Below are 20,051 nucleotides of genomic sequence, written 5' to 3'. Positions count from 1 at the left end.
CATGACCTCAAGCCTTGAACTTCGGAACATCACCAAGGTCTTTACCGACCGCAATACGGGCAATTCCGTCACCGCCGTCGAGGATATGAGCTTTTCCGTAGGCGCTGGTGAACTGGTTGCCGTCGTCGGCCCGTCGGGCTGTGGCAAGTCCACCATTCTGAACATGGTATCCGGCCTTTATGGCACGAGTTCGGGGCAGGTTCTGATTAACGGTGACGAAGTGACCGGCACCCGTCCCGAAGTCGGTTTTATGCTGCAGAAAGACCTGCTGCTGCCCTGGCGCAACATCGTCAAGAACGTCGAGTTCGGACTTGAAGAACGCAAATTTACCCGAGCCGAGCGCCGGGAACGGGCCATGCAGGAACTTGAACGCATGAAGCTGGCCGAGTTCGCCGAACACTATCCGCACCAGCTTTCCGGCGGGATGCGCCAGCGCGCGGCTCTGGCCCGGACCCTGGTCATCGAACCCGATATCATTCTTCTGGACGAACCGTTTTCCGCGCTCGATGCGCAGACCAAGCTTGTCTTGCAGCGCCATTTCGCCCGTACCATCGCCGAGGCAGGCGTTACCTGCGTGCTGATCACGCATGATCTGAACGAGGCCGTTATCATGGCCGACCGGGTCGTGGTCATGTCCGGGCGTCCCGGCACCGTCGTCGACGAATTCGCCATCGAACTTCGCAACCGCCGCGACCCCCTCGCTCGTTCGATGGAGGCCCAGACCGGCGTCTACGTCAAACGGCTGTTCGACACGTTGCACCTAGAAAACGAAGCGGCCTGAAGGCCGTCCAACAAGGAGAAGTAAATGCGTTTTGGATTTGTAAAAGCGGCGACAATAGCGGCCGCTACCGTGCTGGCGACCATTCCGGCCGTCTCATATGCACAGGAAAAAGTCAGCTACCTGTTCCCGGCCCCGGACTTCCTGCCGGCGTTCACCCCGTTTCAGGTTGCCCGTGTAAAGGGTTACTACGAAGACGCCGGGCTTGATGTAAGCTGGGCCATCGGCAAAGGCGGCGCGGACGTCGCCAAGCAGGTCGCCGTGGGCAACTCGGACCTTGGTGGCGGCATCGGCGACACGCCGATCATCATCCGCCCCAACGGTCTGGACGTCAAAGCGGTTGCCGTTCTGGGCGGTAAGGCCCTGACCCAGCTGGTCATCCGCAACGACAGCGGTGCGACCGATGTTTCCGGCCTCAAGGGTCTGAACATCGGCGTCATGGCATTCCAGGACACCACCTATTACAACCTGCTCGCAGCGCTCGCTTCTGCCGACATGACCAAGGACGATGCAAATATCCAGGCCGTCGGTCCGGCAGGCATGGTCCAGCTGATGATCTCGGGCGATCTCGACGCGATCTCGGGTACGCCCGACTGGGCCGCCGCGATCGAAGGCGCGGGCATCGACCTGACCATCGTGCCGATCAACGATCTCTTCCCGGCAATGGCGCAGGCGATCATCGCCTCGGATGAAATGATCGAGGAACGTCCCGAAGTGGTCCGCTCCTTTGTTCAGGCGACGCTTCAGGGCATGCGCGACGTGATGGAAGATCCGGAAGGCTCCTCCAAGCTGCTGGCTGCCAACATTCCGCAGTTCGAAGGCAAGGCCGCGATGCTGGAAGACATCATGAAGCGCTACACCGAGCTCGTCTATGCCACGCCGGATATGGCCAAGCTTGGCATGATCGATCCCGAACGGATGACCGCCGTTGCCGATTTCTATCTTGAGAACGGAATCGTCAACGAAACGCTCGCCACCGAGGATTACTACGACAACCAGTTCGCAGCACCAACGGAGTGAAAATGGCCGACACGAGTGCATCCCTGAAAAATGGCGCGCCGGAGATTTCCTCCGGTGCCCCCGTCCACAAAGGCAGCAAGATGGCAAACCCGTTCAAGAAACTGACTGCGGGTTCCGGGTCGCGCACGGAAATCCTCGCCATGATCGGTGTAGGTTTCGTGTTTCTCGCGATCTGGGAATTCCTGCCCCCCCTGCTGGACGTGCCTCGCTATATCATTCCGACCTTCAGCAATTGTCTTGAAGAGTTCGGGCGCATGATGCAGCGCGAAAACCTGATGGGGCACTTCATGTCGACCTTGATCTCGGCGCTCGTCGGGTTTGCCCTTGGCGGGCTGCTTGGCGCGGCGTCGGGATACCTCCTCGGGCTATCGAGCCTTTGGGAGCGGGTTCTGTCCCCCTATATTCTTGCGCTGCAAATCGCGCCGAAGGTCGCCTTTGCCCCGCTATTCATCATGTGGTTCGGCTATAACGCCATCCCCAAGCTGCTCGTCACCGTGTTGATCGTGTTTTTCCCGATCCTCGTGAACGTGCTGCAATCCATGAAGACGGTCGACCGCGATCTTGTGAACCTCGCCCGGGTCTATTCGATGAACCGGCTGACGATCTTCCGCAAGATCGAGGTACCCTCCTCGCTTCCCAACCTGTTTGCAGGTCTGCGCATCGGCGCGACGCTGGCCGTGATCGGTGTCACCGTGGGTGAGCTTGTCGGTGGCAACACCGGTCTTGGCTTCCTGATCAGCTACGGCGAAGGACAGGCGAATACGGCGATGGTCTTTAACGCCATCTTCCTTTTGACCGTCATCGGTATCGCGCTCTACTTCGCCGTCGCGGCAGTCGAAAAACGCGTGCTGCACTACCTCGTGCGCGAGGATCACTAAGCCATGTCTGCCCTGCCCCTTTCCGTTGCCCATGACACCATCGCCGGTATCAGCTATTGGCGGCGGACAGGTCACGGGCGGCAGCTTGTCTGCCTGCATGGCATCGGTTCGAATGCCGGAAGTTTCCTGCCGCTGCTGGCCGAACTCCCCGAAGACTGGGATGTGATCGCGTGGAACGCGCCGGGGTATGGGGCATCGGAACCTCTGGCCGCCGACTGGCCGGTCGAAAGTGACTATGCCGAGGCGCTAAGTCGGTTTCTGAACGCGCTCGGCCTTGATAGGGTGACGCTGCTCGGCCACTCGCTTGGCACGCTGATGGCGGCCAAATTCGCGGCGCTTTACCCCGCGCGGGTTACCGAGATGATCTTGGGTGCCTGTGCCTGCGGGCATGGTCAGGTCCCCGGCGGCAACCTGTCGGATGCAGCCGCAGCCCGCTTGGCGGAACTGGACGATCTCGGCGCGCGCGCCTTTGCCGAAAAACGCGGCCCCCGCCTGCTGGCCGATCCGGATGGAAACCGCGAAGCCCGCGAACGCGTCATCGACGCGATGGCTTCGGTGAAACAGCCCGGCTACGGGCAAGCGGTTCGCATGCTGGCCTCGGGTCAACTGGTCGAAAACCTGAAAGATATCCGCTGCCCGACCCATATCATCTGGGGAGATGGCGATGTCGTCACCCCGCGTATCCAGAGTGAGCGTGCTTCGGCCGCCCTTGGCGGTGCGCCGATCACCGAGATTTCCGGGAGCGGGCATGCGCTGCATGTCGAGACCCCGGCAGAATTATCCAGGGTCATCCTGTCCTGCCTTGAGAGCACGAACGAGGGACCTTGCAGCGACAAGAAAGAGGAGACCGTTCAATGAGTGCCGATATGGTACGGGTCAGTCATCTGCGCGGCATCGTGATGCGCGCACCGGGCATGACGGCCACCAAGAACTTTTACGTAAACGACTGGGGCCTTCAAATTGCCAAGGAAGAAGACGGCATCGTCTATCTGGCCGGCACGGGCAAAGAGCCCTTTATCTATGCGTTAAAGGATGGCGACAATTACGGCGTCGAATACATCCATCTTGGCATGCCCGACCGGGCGTCGATGGATGCTCTGCACGCACAGGTCGTTGAAAAAGGCGCGCATGTGCTTGGCACCCCCGCCGTGTTCGACGATGCCATCGGCGGGTACGGGTTCGAGATGCTCGACCCCGATTTCCGTCGGCTGCGGTTCACCACCGATCTTGAACCGGTCGAGCGCGAGACCAAGTTCGCCTACCCCCGGAAGGTGACCCATTGCGTGCTGAACACACCCGATATGGAAGCGACCGAAGCGTGGTATGGCGACGTCCTTGGCTTTCGCGTGTCCGATTATTCCGCCGACCAGATGGTATTCCTGCGGTCCGCACAGGACATGGAGACTGTTGACCACCATTGCATCGCGCTGGTCCGCGCTCCCTATGCAAGCGTGAACCACGTGGCCTTTGAAATGGCCTCGCTGAACGATTTCATGCGCGGCATCGGGCGGATGAAGCAAAAGGGTCAGGTCCCGTCATGGGGTCCGGGCCGTCATGGACCGGGCGACAACCCGTTCGCCTATTTCGTATCGCCCTCGGGCTTTGTGATCGAATTCACCTCGGAAGTTCAGCAGATCGACGAGGCAACGCACGAGGCGCAGGTCTGGCCGCGCGACGATCCGGAAAAGATGGACCAGTGGATGACCGCAGGCCCGCCCACGCCGGCACAGCGGGCCGTCATGATGGGCCGCCCCGACCCGGGCTTTCCGCCCTCGAACGCCGAGTGACGCATGGATCTTGGACTGAAAGATAAACCTGTTGTCGTCACCGGCGGCTCTTCGGGCATCGGGCTTGCCACCGCGCGGCTGCTGCTCGAAGAAGGTGCGCAGGTCGCGATCTGCGCCCGTGGAGCCGAACGGCTCGACAAGGTTGCGGCCGATTTCGCCGATACGTTTGGTGTCGACCGCGTATTCGCGCAAGCCGTCGATGTGCTACAGGAAGAACAGATCAACGGTTTTGCAAAGGCTGTTGAAGACAGGTTCGGCGGCGCGGTCGCGCTGATCAACAATGCCGGACAGGGGCGCGTTTCGACCTTTGCCGACACCACAGACGAAGCATGGCGGCAAGAGCTGGAGTTGAAGTATTTCAGCCAGATCCGCCCGATCCGCGCGTTTCAGGAAATGCTCGCGGCAAGCGGCAGCGGCGCGATCGTCGCCACCAATTCGCTGCTCGCCCTGCAGCCGGAACCGCACATGGTCTGCACCTCCTCGGCGCGTGCCGGGATACAGAACCTGCTGAAGTCACTGGCCCGCGAACTGGCCCCCGACATCCGGGTCAACTCGATCCTCGTGGGGCTGATCGACAGCAATCAATGGCAGCGCCGTTTCGAGGCGCGCGATGACAAGAACCAGACGCGAGAGGCATGGTACGCCGATCTCGCAAAGAACAAGAACATCCCAATGGGGCGGCTCGGAAAACCGGAAGAGGCTGCGCGACTGCTCGCGTTTCTCGCCTCGCCTGCCGCGTCCTTTATCACAGGAGCACAAGTTGAAATCTCTGGCGGCATATCCCGATTCATTTGAACCCACCGAGGTCGATCCGGTCCGCGCCGAAATCGTGGGCGACCAGATTGCCCGTGCGCTTGCGGACCTTGGCGTAACCACGGTTTTCGGTGTCATTTCCATTCACAACATGCCGATCCTCGATGCGCTTGCGGAACAGGGACGGATCCGTTTTGTCCCCGCCCGGGGCGAGGCCGGTGCGATGAACATGGCCGATGCCCATGCGCGGGTGACCGGGCAGCTTGGTGTCGTGATGACTTCGACGGGCACGGCGGCGGGCAACGCGGCCGGTGGACAGGTCGAGGCGCTGACGGCGGGCACGCCTCTCTTGCACATCACGACACAGGTGGACCTGAAGTTCGCCGATCGCGACCGTGCGCCGATCCATGATGTTCCCAAGCAGCGCGAAATGCTGCAAGGCATGTCCAAGCAGGTTTTCCGGATCTGGGATCCGCATGCCGCGATGGGTGTCATGCAGGCCGCCGTGTCTGCCGCACTTTCCGCACCCTCCGGACCGGTCAGCCTTGAAATTCCGGTCGACATTCAACGCAGTCTGATTTCCGGCACAAAGCATGCCGGTTGGCCCGCGATCACCCGTCCATTTGCCAGCGACGCTGCTATCGAGGCGCTGGCCGAGCGTGTGCTTCAAGCGAAACGGCCGATGATCTGGCTGGGCGGTGGTGCGCGGGGCGCATCGGAACAGGCGCTGGAACTCGTCAATCGCGGCTTTGGCGCCGTCACTTCGACCAACGGCCGTGCGGTCGTCCCCGAGGATCACAAGGCGACGCTTGGGGCGTTCAACATGACCCCGCAGTCGGAACAGCTGTTCCAGTCCTGCGATCTCATGCTGGTGGTCGGCTCTCGCCTGCGAGGAAACGAGACGAAGGATAACAACATGGCGCTGCCGCCGATCTGCCAGATCGACGCCGAGGCCAGCCAAGGCGGGCGCAACTATCCTGTCGAGCTGTTCGTTCATGGCGATGCGGCGGACACATTGAAGCGTCTGCTCGATTGCCTGCCGGAAACGCTCGATACCGATCCGAACCTGCCGCATGAAATCTCGACCGCGCGCGCATTGGCCGAAGGCGCATTGCGCCAGCGGCTTGGGCCGTATCACGTCGTGGCGGATGTTCTGCTCGAGAAGGTTTTCAACGGTCGCCACCCCTGGGTTCGGGACGTGACGATTTCCAACTCTACCTTCGGCAATCGCTACGTACAGATCGCCGACCCGAAACTGGGCGTCCACGCGCTTGGCGGCGGTATCGGACAGGGTATTTCAATGGGGATCGGTGCCGCGCTTGCCTCGGAAGGGCCCAAGGCGATCACGCTGCTGGGCGATGGTGGCGCGCAACTTGGGATTGCCGAGTTGATAACCGCGGTGCAGGAAAACTGCCCTCTGGTCTACGTGCTGATGAACGACGCAGCCTATGGCGTAATCCAGAACATTCAGGATGCGCAATATAGCGGTCGGCGGCACTATTCGGCACTTAACACGCCCGACTTCGAATTGCTTTGCCAGTCCGTGGGCATGCCGCACATGAAAGTGTCGGATACCGCAGAATTCGCGGGCGTCCTGGATGCGGCCATCGAACGCGAAGGCCCGGTCCTGGTCGAAGTCGATATGATTGCCATCGGTCCCTTTGCCCAAGCCTTTGCCGGTCCGCCCGCTGGCGCCGCCGGAAAGGCCGACTAATGCGTCTCGCGCTGATCGGATACGGCAATATTGCCACCTCTCTGCTTGGCATTCTTGCCGAGCAGGGGCTGGTGTTGGACAGGCTGGATATTCTGGCCCGTCCCGGCGCGGAAGATCGCGCAAAGGACAAGCTGTCTGCCTCGGCATCAACACTGGGCGGCGGCTTGCACGTTCACGGCTCGGTCGAGGCGCTGATCGACGGCAAACCGGATCTGGTTGTCGAGGTCGCAACCCATGACGCCGTGCGTGAAAACCTTTTGCAGTGCCTTGAGGCCGGAATCGACGGTGTACTCGTATCCGTCGGGGCGCTTGCTGATGGAGAGACGGAAGCCGCCCTGCATGACGCAGCCAAGACGGGCGGAGCGCAGCTGCGCATCGTGCCCGGCGCGGTCGGCGGGATCGATATGCTGGCCGCAGCGCGACTGTCGGGCGGGCTGGAAGTGACCTATATCTCGCGCAAGCCGCCACGGGCTTGGCAAGGCACTCCTGCCGAACAAAAACTCAATCTTGCCGCACTCGAAACAGCCGAAGTTTTCTACGAAGGCAGCGCCCGTGAAGCCGCGCGCGATTACCCAAAAAACGCCAATGTAGCAGCGACCATTGCCCTTGCAGGCGCGGGGTTCGAGGCCACCCGGGTCAAGATGATCGCAGATCCGCAGGCACCGGGGAACATTCACGAATACACGGTCCGGTCGAATGCGCTGGACTTCTCCATCCGGCTTGAAGGCAAGCCTTCTCCGGACAATCCAAAGACTTCTTTGTCGACGGTTTATTCGGTAGCGCGGGAAATCCTGAACGCTGCCGGGCCGGTCGCGATCTGAGGACGATATGAAAGATATGACGAACGAATTGCCTGATGGACGCCTGTTTGTTGGCGGCGTCTGGGAAGAAGGCCACGGCGCGCCGATCACCTCGGTATTTTCACATGACGGCTCCGAAAACATGACCTTCAACGGCGCGTCGCGGGAAGATGGCGAGCGCGCTATAGCACGGGCCAAGGCGGCACAGGCCGACCCGGCATGGCGCGATATGCTGCCCCATGAGCGCGCAAAGATCCTGCACCGCATCGCGGATGGGATCGAGGCGAACATCCCGCGCATCTCGCGGCTGCAATCGCGCGATACAGGCAAGACGCTGACCGAAACGGCGGCGCTTGCGGCCTCGGCTGTTGGTACGTTCCGCTATTTCGCTGCCGTTCTGGAAACCTCTGACGACGCACTGACGACCCGGCGCGGCGGTTTCCTAACCGCTTCAGTGCATGAACCCATCGGTGTTGTCGGTGCGATCACCCCGTGGAATTCCCCGATCGCCTCGGATGCGCAAAAGCTGGCCCCCGCCCTTGCGGCGGGCAATGCGGTAGTTCTGAAACCATCAAGCTGGTCGCCACTCGTCGCGCTGGAACTAGCGCGGATCGTCGATGAGGCCGGGCTACCCAAGGGGTTGCTCTCGGTCCTGCCCGGCGCGGGCCGCGAGATTGGCAACCTGATCGTCGAACATGCCGACATCGGCCGTATCGCCTTTACCGGCGGCACCGACACTGGCCGACGGCTTGGCGAACAGGCAGGGCGCAAGCTGATGCCGATCTCACTGGAACTTGGTGGCAAGTCGCCCACAATCGTGTTCGAGGACGCCGATCAGGATCTTGCCGTTGCGGGCATTCTCTTTGGCATCTTCTCTTCCTCGGGGCAAAGCTGCATCGCCGGTTCCCGGCTTTTCGTGCAGCGTTCGATCTATGACGTGTTCGTCGCGAAGCTGGTCGAGGCAACGAAAGCGTTGCGCGTCGGCGATCCCTTTGCCGACGGGACACAGGTTGCGCCACTTATCAACCACGAACACCGTGAGGCGGTCGAGGCGTATATCGAAGGCGCAAGGGGAGAAGGCGGCGAGATCCTGTGCGGCGGCAAACGCCTGTCTGGCGCGGAATATGACAAAGGCGCCTATCTTGAACCAACGATCATCGCGGGCCTGCCGAACGATGCAAAGACTTGCCGCGAAGAGATATTCGGGCCGGTTCTCGTCGTCCTCCCCTTCGACACCGAAGAGGACGTGATCGCGCAGGGCAATGACAACGAATACGGTCTTGCCTGCGGCATCTGGACCCGTGATTTCCCCCGCGCATGGCGGGTTGGCGGGGCGATCCGGGCGGGCACCGTCTGGATCAACACCTACAAGCAGTTCTCGATTTCGACGCCCTTTGGCGGTGACGGCGCATCCGGCATCGGACGTGAGAAAGGCCGCGAGGGCTTGCGGGTCTGGCAGCGGCAGAAAGGCATCTACTGTGACCTTACCGGCCAACCCCATCCATGGGCAGGAGTAACACGATGAATTCTCTGGAAGGTCGCCGTGTCGTTGTCACCGGTGCCGGTGGCGGTCTTGGCAAAACCATTGCATTGGCGTGCGCCTCTGCCGGGGCCGAGCTGATCCTGTCGGATCTGAGCGACGAAAGCCTTGAACCCACCATGGCGGCGGTGTGCGAAACGGGCGCGACGGTGGAAAGCAAGCTGATGGACCTGTCTGACCCTGACTCCATTGCGGCTTTCGGGGCATCAATCAGCGGCCCGGTCCACGGGCTGGTCAATAACGGCGCAATCGCCACCGGTATTGGCGGCATCGGTTTCGAAGACATCGAAATCGAAAGCTGGGACAAGGTCATGGCTGTCAACGTGCGCGGCACCTGGCTTGCGATCCGGGCCTTGGCACCTGCCCTGCGGTCCTCGGGATCGGGCCGGATCGTCAATCTCGCCTCGGATACCGCGCTTTGGGGCGCGCCGAACCTGATGAGCTATATTTCATCCAAAGGCGCTGTCATGGCCATGACACGCGGGCTGGCACGGGAACTTGGCCCCGACGGCATTGGCGTCACGGCAATCGCTCCGGGTATACTGACGACTCCAAGCACGGAGTACGTGCCCGAAGCGCGGCATAAACTCTATGAAACCCAACGCGCCGTCCCCGGCCCGCAGGGCACCGATGAAGTCGCGGACGTGGCCGCTTACCTTTTGACCAAGGCGGCAATCACACTGACCGGTCAGGTCCTGCCCGTGGATCACGGTTTCGTTTTCAACTAGGAGGGCGCATGACACGCAAAATTGCCATCATCGGCGCTGGCCCGTCGGGATGTTATCTCGCTCAGGCGCTTCTGAAGCAGGACGCAACGGTCGAGATAGACATCATCGACCGTCTGCCCGTGCCCTTTGGTCTTGTCCGGTATGGCGTTGCGCCCGATCATCAGGGGACCAAGGCGGTCTCGCGCCAGTTCGCCCGCCTGTTTGAACGGCAGGGTGTCAATTTCATCGGCAATCTCGATATCTGTACCGGCGCGCATGGTGGTGACATTTCGCTGGATGATTTGCGTGCGATGTACGATGTCGTCGTGCTGGCCACCGGGCTTTCGTCAGACCGTAAACTGGGCATCGCGGGCGAAGACCTGCAGGGCGTCGTTGGTTCTGGCGTCCTGACTCGCGCGTGGAACGATCATCCCGATAGCAAGGACGCAGAGCTGCCCGCCCCCGGCAAACAGGTTGCGATCATCGGCAATGGTAATGTCGCGATGGACGTACTGCGGATACTCTCCAAACAGGACCATGAATACGAGGGGTCGGATTTCGGCTCGCATCACGCCGAAAGCATCGCCGCGGCCAAAGTTGAACGGATCGAGGTGATCGGTCGCTCGCCTGCCAGTATGGCAAAGTTTGACCCGGTCATGGTCAAGGAAATTGGCAAGAGCGCAGGATTGAAGTTTGAAATACACGATCTCGACTTTGACGAAGCTTCCGACAGTGAAAACCCCAAGATCGCCGCACTGAATGGACTCGCAGAAATCGAACCTGACGAGAAACGTTGCACGATCTCGTTCCGCTTTGGCTGGTCGCCGATCAGCTTTGTCGGGGCTGACGGCAAACTGAACGCCCTGCATATCGCGCGGGCCGACGGGTCCGAAACGCTTGAACTTCCCTGCGACATGGCCGTGACCGCTGTCGGGTTCAGCGATGACCAGCGCCTTGGACGCATGGACCTGATCGAAAGCGCGTCCGATCTGGCCAACGGGCGGTTGGATGACGGACTTTACGCCGCCGGATGGTTCCGTCGCGGCCCTCAGGGAACCATTCCGGATAACCGCAGCGACTCGCAGATTGTGGCCGCAGCGATTGGGCAAGACCTCGCGACCATGCCCGAGAGCGACGCGACCGGGCGCGAGGCCTTGTTCGCCCGGTTTGATCATCTTACGGACTATGCCGCATGGCAGCGGATCGACGAACATGAACGCGCGTCCTGCGCCGAGGGCCGCCTGCGCAACAAGCTGCGCACCCGGCGGGACATGCTGAAACTGGCTTTGAACGTGACGGAGACGACACAATGAAGATCAATATCCTCTACGGTACCGAAACCGGTAATTCCGAAATGCTTTGCGAAGACCTCGAAAGCGAATTCGGTGGCGATCACGAGCTGGAAATAATGAACCTTGCCGAGGTCGACCCGGCGGATCTGGATCTGTCCGTGTTCCATGTCTTCGTCAGTTCCAGCTATGGCGATGGCGAACTTCCCGCTTCAGCCAAGCCCTTTGCCGAAAAGCTTGAGGGATCAGACACCGATCTGGCGGGGCTCAGCTTTGCGATTTTCGGGCTGGGCGACAGCGACTACGAAACCTTTGGGCACGGTTCGGAACAACTTGCGGACATGCTGGTCAAGCACAATGCAAAGCAGATCGGCCCGCGCGTGATCCACGATGCCCAAAGCGACGATCTCGCGGAGGATGTGGCTTTCCCGTGGTTCGCCGAACGTGTTGCCGAAGCCGAGGCCATGTCTGACGCAGCTTGAGCGCATAGGGATGCGGGCAGGCTTGCGCCTGCCTCTGTTCTCTCAGTCCAACACCCGAATGCCGGGGATCCGGCATTCGACAAACCAGTGATCAAGGTAAGTCATCCGCCTGAACGGCGCTTTCTGATCCGATACGATCAGTCGCGAGAATGCTGGCCCGGTACGACCAGCCCGTCGATGAACACGTCGAGCAAGCGAATAACCGTCTGCTGCCAGCCCTCCTGCTCCCGCGTGTAGCAAATCCCCAGAAACGCCCGCATTAACTCTTCTGACGTGATGTCATTGCGCAACCGGCCTTCCGCGACGCCCCGCTGCATGAGCGTGTCTATCGACGAAAGCAGGCGCGCGGAAACATCCGCATAGAAATCCGATGAGCTGTCGAGCGTCGGGGTGAGCGCGTTGAGCATCCCCCGTTTCGTAGCAACCATGCGAATGCTTGCATGCATCCACTTGCGCAGGGCCGTGACCGGGTCAGGATCATTGGCAAGTTCACCCGCAAGCGCAACCATCTCGTCCACTTCGCGGCTGTAGACCGCCTGAAAGAGCGCCTCGCGGGTCGGGAAGTGCCGGTAGAGCGTTCCTATTCCAACCTCGGCCCGACGGGCGACCGCTTCAAGGCTTGCCTCCGGCCCGCCTGCCGAAAACACATCGCGGGCCGCTTCAAGCAGACGTTCGCGGTTCCGGATGGAATCCGCGCGCGGTTTTTTACCTGTTTTCTGCACTTCTCCGCCCATGATGCCTTTGGGTCACCTTTACTCTTGCTAAACGGAGGATGCCTCCGTATATATGTTTTAGCGGACCACAGGCCCGTACCGAAGATTGCACCTATCGGACCTCGGGCGAAAGAGCTCCCGCTAAATACCCGCAAATAAATCCAACATTGGAGGGACCATGACCCTTTCCATAAGCCTCAGCGTGAATGGCGAAAGCCTGAACGTGCCATTGGAAGACACCCGGACCACCCTGCTTGACCTCTTACGCGAACATATCGGACTGACCGGCACCAAGAAAGGCTGCGATCGCGGCCAGTGCGGTGCCTGCACCGTTCTGCTCGACGGCAAGCGGATCAATGCCTGCCTGACACTCGCCGCAAGCGTCGACGGCACGGACGTTACGACGATCGAAGGTCTTGCACAGGGCGATACTCTGCACCCTGTGCAAGCCGCCTTTATCGAACATGACGGCTTTCAATGCGGCTACTGCACCCCGGGCCAGATCATGAGCGCCGTGGGTCTTCTTTCAGAAGGAGACGCAGGTGCCGACCCTGAGCGGATCCGCGAAGGCATGAGCGGCAATATCTGCCGTTGCGCAGCCTATCCCGGAATCACCGCCGCCGTTCTGGACGCCCAGCGCCGACAATCCGAAAGCGAAGGAACCAGCGTATGAACCGTTTTGATTATGTCCGTCCCGGCTCGGTCGCCGAAGCTGTTGCAGCCGCCTCCGAGCCGGGTGCCGCCTATCTGGCCGGGGGCACAAATCTGCTGGACCTGATGAAGATCGGCGTCGCGGCACCCGGCAAGGTCATCGACATCACGCGGTTGCCGGAACTTGACCGGATCGACTGGCTTGAAGACGGGTCAGTCCGGATCGGAGCCATGGTGCGCAACGCGGAACTGGCCCGTAACACGGCCTTTTCGGCTGCCTTTCCCGCCATTTCAGAGGCCCTGCTATCCGGCGCGTCGCCGCAGCTCAGGAACGCGGCGACGGTTGGCGGGAATCTCATGCAAGAAACGCGCTGTGCCTATTTTCAGGATCCGCTCAGCCGTTGCAACCGACGCGCGCCGGGTTCAGGATGCGATGCGCTCGAGGGTCATAATCGCTCTCATGCAGTGCTGGGCTGGACGCCCTCCTGCATCGCAACGCACCCGTCGGATTTCTGTGTTCCGCTTGCGGCCTTGGGCGCAATCGTCGAGATCGAAGGTCCGGATGGCAGCCGCGAAATTGACCTCGCGGCGCTGCACGAATTGCCCGGCTCAGAGAGCGCAGGTGGGATTGCCCTCAAGCATGGCGAAATGATCACCGCCCTGCGCCTGCCGGCAGAGGCATCCTCATTCGCGGAGCATTCACGCTACCTGAAACTGCGCGAGCGGACCTCATTTGCCTTTGCCTTGGTTTCAGCTACGGCCATGCTGCGCATGGAACAGGGCACGATAACCGAGGCCCGCATCGCCCTTGGCGCTGTTGCCGCCCGGCCTTGGCACGCGACCGATGCCGAGACCTTTCTGAAGGGTAAGAAGGCCGAAGCCGACGTTTTTGCCGAGGCCGCTGTAATCGCTTTGAAAGAAGCGTCACCCTCTGGCGACAATGCGTTCAAGATCACGCTGGCAACGCGCGTGCTGACTCGCGCTCTGACCCTTGCCGCCAAGGGCACGCCGGATCGCATCCCTGCTCTGCCCGCTTCTGTTTTCACGTCTTCCGAAGGAGCCACCGCCCATGCCTGATACACTTCAGACACCTCCGGGCCATGTCCGCCTCGGGTCGAATTCCGGCCAGCCGATGACCCGTCGTGATGGGATTGCCAAGGTCACCGGCACGGCCACCTACGCCGCTGACAATCGCCCCGACAGGCTTGCCCACGCGGTTTTTGCTTCCGCCGGCATTGCTCGTGGTCGGGTGGTTTCGCTGAATGTCGAAGCCGCAAAATCGCACCCCGGGGTGATCGAGGTCATTACGCCCGACAATCGTCCGGCGCTTCACCTCGACCCCGATGGAAAGTCGCACCCGTTTTCATGGCGGATCGAAGCACTGCAGGACAATACTGTCCGTTACGCGGGCCAGCCGATAGCGCTCGTCGTGGCTGAAACGCTTGAGGCCGCGACCGAAGGTGCCCGTCTCCTCGCACCGGAATATGATACCGACCCTGCACGCATCGGATTCGAAAATGGCGAGGCTTATGATCCACCCGCCGTTGGCATCGGGGGTAATCCGTCCTTCAGCAAGGGCGATTTCGACACTGGCTTTTCCGATTCCAAACATCGGATTGGCGCCTCGGTCGACACGCCCGCTCAATATCATAACGCGATGGAACCCCACGCAATTGTTGCCGAGTGGAGCGGCGATCACCTGACGATCGACACGCCGAACCAAGCCATTCATTTAGCAAGAGGCGCCTTCGCAGGGTATTTCGGTATTCCGCCAGAGAATGTCACGTTGCGCAGCCCGTTCATTGGCGGGGGCTTTGGATCTAAAGCCATTCTCGTTGGCCCGCAAATCCTGGCGATCATGGCTGCGCGGATGCTGGACCGGCCAGTGAAGTTGGTGCTTCGCCGGGACCAGATGTTCGGCCCCGTGCAACATCGCGGCGCGACCCGCCAGAAACTGCGGATTGGCACGGATGGGAACGGCCTGATCAAGGCGCTTGAACACGAAGCCACCGCGTCTACAAGCAGCTTCGATGACTTCATCGAAGGCGCGGGAAACGCATCGCTGAACATGTACGCCAGCCCTGCAATCGTTGCTCGGCACTCAGCCGTCAGGGTCGACACCGGCACGCCCGGCCCAATGCGCGCGCCGGGCGAAGCCTCCGGTTCCGCAGCGCTGGAAATCGCGATGGACAAGGCGGCAGAAGCGGTCGGCATGGACCCGCTGGAATTCCGGCTGCGCAACTATGCCGAAACCGATCCGGCCAGCGGCAAACCATTTTCCGCCAAGTCCCTGCGAGAGTGTTATGAGCTTGCAGCGCAAAAATTCGGATGGTCGGATCGCCCTCTGGCGCCGGGACAGATGCGAGATGAAAACGGCATGCTCGTCGGCTGGGGCATGGGGAGCGCCCTTTTCCCAGCGCCAATGTTCGCCGCACAAGCCCGAGCGACGCTTAGGCGGGACGGAACGGCACTGGTCGAAACCTCCGGCGCAGATATGGGGCAAGGCGCCTGGACCGCTCTTGCCCAGATCGCCGCGGACGGCGTAGGGCTGCCGGTCGACAGGATCGAGTTCCTGTCCGGCACCACCGATCAGCCCGACGCTGGCGTCGCTGGCGGCTCGGGCCATACCGCGTCTGCCGGAGGCGCGCTGTTCGAGGCGGGCAGCAACGCCGTGCAAAAGCTTGCCGATCTGGCCACCGCCGACCCGGAATCCCCGTTGTTTGGCGCAGGGAATACAGGCGTCGAGGCGCGCGAGGGCCGATTATTCCGCGCTGACGACAAAAGTCGCAGCGAAAGCTACGCCGACATTCTCGAACGCGCTGGGTTAGAAACGATAGATGCGATGGGCTCCGGCGGACGCGATCCAGCCAACGCAGAGGCGCGGGCGATGTTTTCGCACGGTGCCGTTTTTGCCGAGGTCAAAATTGATCCAGACCTGTTCCAGATCCTCGTGTCGCGATTGATCGGTGCCTTTGCAGCCGGGCGGATCATCAACCCGCACCTCGCCAAGAGCCAGCTTACCGGCGGGATGATTTGGGGTATCGGCTTCGCCCTGCACGAGGAAAGCATTCACGATCTACGCTCAGGTCGTCCGCTGAACGCGGATCTCGCTGGCTACCACGTGCCTGTGAATGCCGACGCCCCGCATGTCGAGGCGTTGCTCGTGGATGAGGACGATCCCTATGTCAACGCGCTTGGCATCAAGGGGGTTGGCGAAATCGGCATCACGGGAAGCGTCGGCGCAATCGCCAACGCGGTCTGGCATGCGACCGGAAAAAGGATCAGTTCCTATCCTATCCACATAGACGCATTGCTGTCCTGACCGCCACCAAGCTGGTTCTGTAAGAAAATTGCGCGCTGCCTTTCGGGGTGGCCCGCATTTTTTTTGACTTATACTGCGGGTCCCGCATCCCGACAGAAAGCGTCGTAAAGCGCGGTCATGAGCACATCGAGATCAGGGTCCGTTATGCTGTAATAGATCGTCTGCCCCTCTCGGCGCGTGCCGACCATCCCGGCCTCGCGCAGCCTTGCGAGATGCTGGCTTAGGGCAGATTGACTTATCCCCACCGCCGATTGCAGCATTCCCACGGACTTTTCTCCCTCTACCAGTTCGCACAGGATCAGCAGTCGCTTGGCATTGGAAACAAGCGACAGGCGTGATGCGACATGCTCGGCCATCTCCTGAAGAGCGGCAACTGACATTTCTTTTCCATTCGCCATTACATTACCATTGCCTTATTTAGATATCGCTAATATATGACGGTTGCGCAAGGTGATGCAAGCCCGGCGTGTTCGATCTTTCCAACCGGAACGGAGAACCAGAATGAGCACTTCGAAACTCAAACAGCGGATCGTACGCAAATCGGCGTCGAACGGTCCTGCAAGCCCGGATGTCTGGGGCATCTATGAACCGGATACCGGCTCCATTCAGTATATCTGCGCGGACCCCGCCACGAAGAAAGCGGCGCTGATTGATGTCGTGTGGAATTTCGACCCAAAGAACTATCGTTTCTCAAGTGAAAGCATGGATCAGGTTCTTGATCTGGTCGCTGAGAACGGTCTGACGGTAGAATGGGTGCTCGACACCCATCCGCACGCGGACCACGTGATGGCCTCGGCGCACTTGAAGGAACGCACCGGCGCGCCCAATGCAATCGGGTCCAAACTGCCCGACATTGCAGCCATCTGGTCGAAAATCTACAACTTGCCCGATGCATTTGATCCCGGTCGCGACTTTGATCGTCTGCTCGCAGAGGGCGACAAAATCCCTCTCGGCAATCTGGAACTTGGCGTGATCCTGTCGCCCGGGCACACGCTCGGCTCGATCACCTACGTTTGCGGCGACGCAGCTTTCACGCATGATACGCTCATGCAGCCGGATGTGGGCACGTCACGCGCCGATTTCCCCGGCGGCAGCACCGAAGAACTCTGGGACTCGATCCAGGAAATCCTGTCTATGCCTACGGATACCCGGCTTTTTGTCGGACATGATTATGGCACCAAGGACCGGGACGAACCCATGTGGGAAGCCACGGTCGCCGAGCACAAGGCAAGTAACGAGCATGTCCGCGACGGGACGTCGCGCGAAGAATGGATCAAACGGCGCAACGATCGCGATGCGACGCTTGCCCTGCCCGACCGCATTCTGGCTGCGCTTCAGATCAACCTGCGCGGCGGACGTCTGCCCCCTGCCGAGGATGACGGCCTTTCCTATCTTAAATTGCCAACGAACAAATTCTAGGAGCACCACATGACACGCACGATGAAAGATCTTGTTGCCGACGCCAACACGCGCGTCGAAACCATAAGCCCTGACGAAGCCAACACGATGGCCGCTGGCGGCGGACTCATCCTCGATGTCCGGGAACCCGGGGAGCTCGAAACGGTTGGCAGCATCGCCGGCGCCCTTAACGTGCCGCGCGGCATTCTTGAAACCCGGGCGGATTCCAGTCTGGATACGGCCGAGGCGGAGCTCGTCGACCGTCGTGGTAGCGCGCCGATACTGGTGCTCTGCGCCGCTGGTGGCCGCGCCGCCCTTGCCGCCGACACCCTGCGCGACATGGGCTATGACGCCAAGGTCATTCAGGGCGGCATTGCCGGCTGGAAATCGGCAGGCCTGCCGGTGGAAAAGTAAACAATGAGACGTCTGGCGACCTATCTGCCGGTTTTCGAATGGGGAAGCCAGTACACGAGGCAGAGCTTTTACAACGACGGGCTTGCCGCCGTCATCGTGACGGTCATGCTGATCCCGCAATCGCTGGCCTATGCCATGCTCGCGGGGCTTCCGCCCGTCGTCGGGCTTTATGCTTCGATCCTGCCCTTGGTCGCCTATGCTATTTTCGGAACCAGCCGAACGCTCGCCGTCGGGCCCGTAGCAGTGGTTTCGCTGCTCACGGCGACAGCGGCCGGAACTGTCGCCCCGCCGGGGAGCGAGCGCTATATCGCTGCGGCCATCGCCCTTGCGACCCTGTCGGGTCTGATGCTCCTTGCCATGGGAATTTTCCGGCTTGGCTTTGTGGCCAACCTGCTGTCGCACCCGGTCATTTCGGGGTTCATTACCGCTTCCGGCATCCTGATCGCGGCCAGTCAGTTGCGTCATATCCTCGGGATTGACGCGGGCGGTCACAACCTGCTGGAACTGGCTGCCTCCCTTGGCGGGAATATCGGTGAAACGAACATTCCAACACTCACCATCGGCGCACTTGCCACCGGTTTCCTGTTCTGGTCGCGTTCGTCGCTGAAACCTGTGCTGGAAAGAATTGGATTGTCCGCCGGCGCCGCAGCCCTGCTCGCACGGACGGGACCGGTTCTTGCCATCGTGGTTTCCATTCTGGCGGTTGTCTTGCTGGGTCTGGAAGAGCGCGGTGTTTCCGTGGTCGGGGACATCCCGCAAGGACTGCCAAACCTGAGCCTTCCCTTGTTCGACGCGGCTCTGTGGCGAGATCTTCTCCCCGCTGCGTTCCTGATATCAGTCATCGGGTTCGTGGAATCCGTCTCGGTCGCGCAGACCCTCGCGGCCAAGCGCCGTCAGTCCATCCGGCCCGATCAGGAACTGATCGGACTTGGTGTCTCGAACCTCGCTTCGGCTTTTTCCGGCGGCTACCCTGTTACCGGTGGATTTGCCCGCTCGGTCGTGAATTTCGATGCCGGGGCTGAAACGCCTGCAGCAGGCGCTTTTACCGCCATCGGCATCGCGCTGGCCTCGCTCTTTCTGACGCCCCTGCTGAAACATCTGCCTACCGCAGTTCTCGCGGCGACCATCATCGTCGCCGTGCTCAGCCTCGTCGACCTGGGCACCCTGCGGCGGACCCTGCGCTATTCGCCCTTCGACTTCGCCGCCATGCTGGGCACGATCCTCGTGACACTCGCCATCGGGGTTGAGGCCGGGATTATCACCGGCGTCGGGCTATCGCTCCTGCTGCATCTCTGGCGCTCTGCCCGCCCGCATGTCGCGGAAATCGGACAGGTCCCCGGCACTCGGCATTACCGCAATATCCTGCGCCATGACGTCGCCTGTTCCGACACGGTTCTGTCCCTGCGGATCGACGAAAGCCTGTGGTTCGGCAATGCCCGCGCGGTCGAGGACATCATCCAGCGCGCCGTCGCCGAGCGCCCCAATTTGCGTCACCTCGTGCTGAACCTTGTCGCGGTGAACTCGATCGACGCGAGTGCGCTGGAAAGCCTTGAACTCATCATCCACCGGCTTGCGGACCAGAAGATCGACCTGCACCTGTCCGAGGTGAAAGGCCCGGTGATGGACAGGCTCGCCCGCTCCGCGCTCATCGACGACCTGCCAGGCAATATCTTCTTGTCACATCACGAAGCGATGGCCAAACTGGCGCCAGAGGTCACCGATAGCGCCGACCGCTCGCAAATGCCCGATATCGATGCCTCACGCCCCTCGCCTGAACGTCCCCTCCGGCAAGCCCGGTAAAGATC

20 protein-coding genes are annotated in these 20,051 nt (G+C 61.1%); 18 read left to right on the top strand and 2 right to left on the bottom strand.

Annotation, left to right across the window (positions count from 1 at the left end; translation table 11 throughout):
• Window position 1 precedes the first annotated feature (1 nt).
• The 12 genes from ACU0FH_RS11500 to ACU0FH_RS11445 are packed head-to-tail and all read left to right on the top strand — an operon-like array spanning window position 2 to window position 11,748.
• Window positions 2-781 (top strand): ABC transporter ATP-binding protein, encoded by a 780-nt coding sequence (locus ACU0FH_RS11500; protein ID WP_446194738.1) that lies wholly within the window; start codon window positions 2-4, stop codon window positions 779-781.
• Between the two features lie 24 nt (window positions 782-805).
• Complete coding sequence (locus ACU0FH_RS11495; RefSeq protein WP_446194737.1) at window positions 806-1,798, top strand: ABC transporter substrate-binding protein; 993 nt, start codon at window positions 806-808, stop codon at window positions 1,796-1,798.
• Window positions 1,799-1,800: 2 nt separating this feature from the next.
• Window positions 1,801-2,676, top strand: a complete 876-nt coding sequence (locus ACU0FH_RS11490) for an ABC transporter permease (RefSeq protein WP_446194736.1) — start codon at window positions 1,801-1,803, stop codon at window positions 2,674-2,676.
• Between the two features lie 3 nt (window positions 2,677-2,679).
• Complete coding sequence (locus ACU0FH_RS11485) at window positions 2,680-3,534, top strand: alpha/beta fold hydrolase (protein ID WP_446194735.1); 855 nt, start codon at window positions 2,680-2,682, stop codon at window positions 3,532-3,534.
• The gene (locus ACU0FH_RS11480) at window positions 3,531-4,463 is read left to right on the top strand and encodes a VOC family protein (RefSeq protein WP_446194734.1); all 933 of its coding nucleotides are present in this window, start codon (window positions 3,531-3,533) and stop codon (window positions 4,461-4,463) included. Before ACU0FH_RS11485 ends, ACU0FH_RS11480 begins: the two co-directional genes overlap by 4 nt.
• 3 nt (window positions 4,464-4,466) lie before the next feature.
• Window positions 4,467-5,258, top strand: a complete 792-nt coding sequence (locus ACU0FH_RS11475) for an SDR family oxidoreductase (RefSeq protein WP_446194733.1) — start codon at window positions 4,467-4,469, stop codon at window positions 5,256-5,258.
• The gene (locus ACU0FH_RS11470) at window positions 5,224-6,930 is read left to right on the top strand and encodes a thiamine pyrophosphate-binding protein (RefSeq protein ID WP_446194732.1); all 1,707 of its coding nucleotides are present in this window, start codon (window positions 5,224-5,226) and stop codon (window positions 6,928-6,930) included. The genes ACU0FH_RS11475 and ACU0FH_RS11470 overlap by 35 nt, the downstream gene beginning before the upstream one ends.
• On the top strand, window positions 6,930-7,751 hold the full coding sequence (locus ACU0FH_RS11465) for an aspartate dehydrogenase (RefSeq protein WP_446194731.1): 822 nt from the start codon (window positions 6,930-6,932) through the stop codon (window positions 7,749-7,751). The genes ACU0FH_RS11470 and ACU0FH_RS11465 overlap by 1 nt, the downstream gene beginning before the upstream one ends.
• Before the next feature lie 7 nt (window positions 7,752-7,758).
• Entirely contained in the window at window positions 7,759-9,255 is a 1,497-nt protein-coding gene (locus ACU0FH_RS11460) for an aldehyde dehydrogenase (RefSeq protein ID WP_446194730.1), read from the top strand.
• On the top strand, window positions 9,252-9,998 hold the full coding sequence (locus ACU0FH_RS11455) for an SDR family oxidoreductase (protein WP_446194729.1): 747 nt from the start codon (window positions 9,252-9,254) through the stop codon (window positions 9,996-9,998). Before ACU0FH_RS11460 ends, ACU0FH_RS11455 begins: the two co-directional genes overlap by 4 nt.
• An 8-nt stretch (window positions 9,999-10,006) precedes the next feature.
• On the top strand, window positions 10,007-11,290 hold the full coding sequence (locus tag ACU0FH_RS11450; protein WP_446194727.1) for an FAD-dependent oxidoreductase: 1,284 nt from the start codon (window positions 10,007-10,009) through the stop codon (window positions 11,288-11,290).
• Window positions 11,287-11,748, top strand: coding sequence for a flavodoxin domain-containing protein (locus ACU0FH_RS11445; protein WP_446194725.1), 462 nt, complete (start codon window positions 11,287-11,289; stop codon window positions 11,746-11,748). Before ACU0FH_RS11450 ends, ACU0FH_RS11445 begins: the two co-directional genes overlap by 4 nt.
• 137 nt (window positions 11,749-11,885) lie before the next feature.
• Here the strand turns inward: ACU0FH_RS11445 and ACU0FH_RS11440 are convergent, their stop codons facing one another.
• Window positions 11,886-12,482, bottom strand: coding sequence for a TetR/AcrR family transcriptional regulator (locus ACU0FH_RS11440; RefSeq protein WP_446194723.1), 597 nt, complete (start codon window positions 12,480-12,482; stop codon window positions 11,886-11,888).
• Window positions 12,483-12,639: 157 nt separating this feature from the next.
• Here ACU0FH_RS11440 and ACU0FH_RS11435 point away from each other — a divergent pair, with 157 nt between their 5' ends.
• From ACU0FH_RS11435 to ACU0FH_RS11425, 3 genes are read left to right on the top strand one after another with little or no spacing between them, the layout of a single operon-like run.
• Window positions 12,640-13,134, top strand: coding sequence for a (2Fe-2S)-binding protein (locus ACU0FH_RS11435; protein WP_446194722.1), 495 nt, complete (start codon window positions 12,640-12,642; stop codon window positions 13,132-13,134).
• On the top strand, window positions 13,131-14,189 hold the full coding sequence (locus tag ACU0FH_RS11430; RefSeq protein ID WP_446194721.1) for an FAD binding domain-containing protein: 1,059 nt from the start codon (window positions 13,131-13,133) through the stop codon (window positions 14,187-14,189). Before ACU0FH_RS11435 ends, ACU0FH_RS11430 begins: the two co-directional genes overlap by 4 nt.
• Entirely contained in the window at window positions 14,182-16,434 is a 2,253-nt protein-coding gene (locus tag ACU0FH_RS11425; RefSeq protein ID WP_446194720.1) for a xanthine dehydrogenase family protein molybdopterin-binding subunit, read from the top strand. The genes ACU0FH_RS11430 and ACU0FH_RS11425 overlap by 8 nt, the downstream gene beginning before the upstream one ends.
• Window positions 16,435-16,502: 68 nt before the next feature.
• On the opposite strand, the gene ACU0FH_RS11420 is transcribed toward ACU0FH_RS11425, so the two are convergent.
• Window positions 16,503-16,814, bottom strand: coding sequence for an ArsR/SmtB family transcription factor (locus tag ACU0FH_RS11420; RefSeq protein ID WP_238369617.1), 312 nt, complete (start codon window positions 16,812-16,814; stop codon window positions 16,503-16,505).
• A gap of 121 nt (window positions 16,815-16,935) precedes the next feature.
• Here ACU0FH_RS11420 and ACU0FH_RS11415 point away from each other — a divergent pair, with 121 nt between their 5' ends.
• From ACU0FH_RS11415 to ACU0FH_RS11405, 3 genes are read left to right on the top strand one after another with little or no spacing between them, the layout of a single operon-like run.
• Entirely contained in the window at window positions 16,936-17,853 is a 918-nt protein-coding gene (locus ACU0FH_RS11415) for an MBL fold metallo-hydrolase (RefSeq protein WP_446194719.1), read from the top strand.
• Between the two features lie 9 nt (window positions 17,854-17,862).
• Window positions 17,863-18,246, top strand: coding sequence for a rhodanese-like domain-containing protein (locus ACU0FH_RS11410; protein WP_446194718.1), 384 nt, complete (start codon window positions 17,863-17,865; stop codon window positions 18,244-18,246).
• Between the two features lie 3 nt (window positions 18,247-18,249).
• Entirely contained in the window at window positions 18,250-20,046 is a 1,797-nt protein-coding gene (locus ACU0FH_RS11405; RefSeq protein ID WP_446194717.1) for a SulP family inorganic anion transporter, read from the top strand.
• The last annotated feature ends 5 nt before the right edge of the window (window positions 20,047-20,051 follow it).

This window comes from Heliomarina sp. (assembly GCF_052826185.1).
This window is presented reverse-complemented; position numbering and strand designations above follow the sequence as displayed.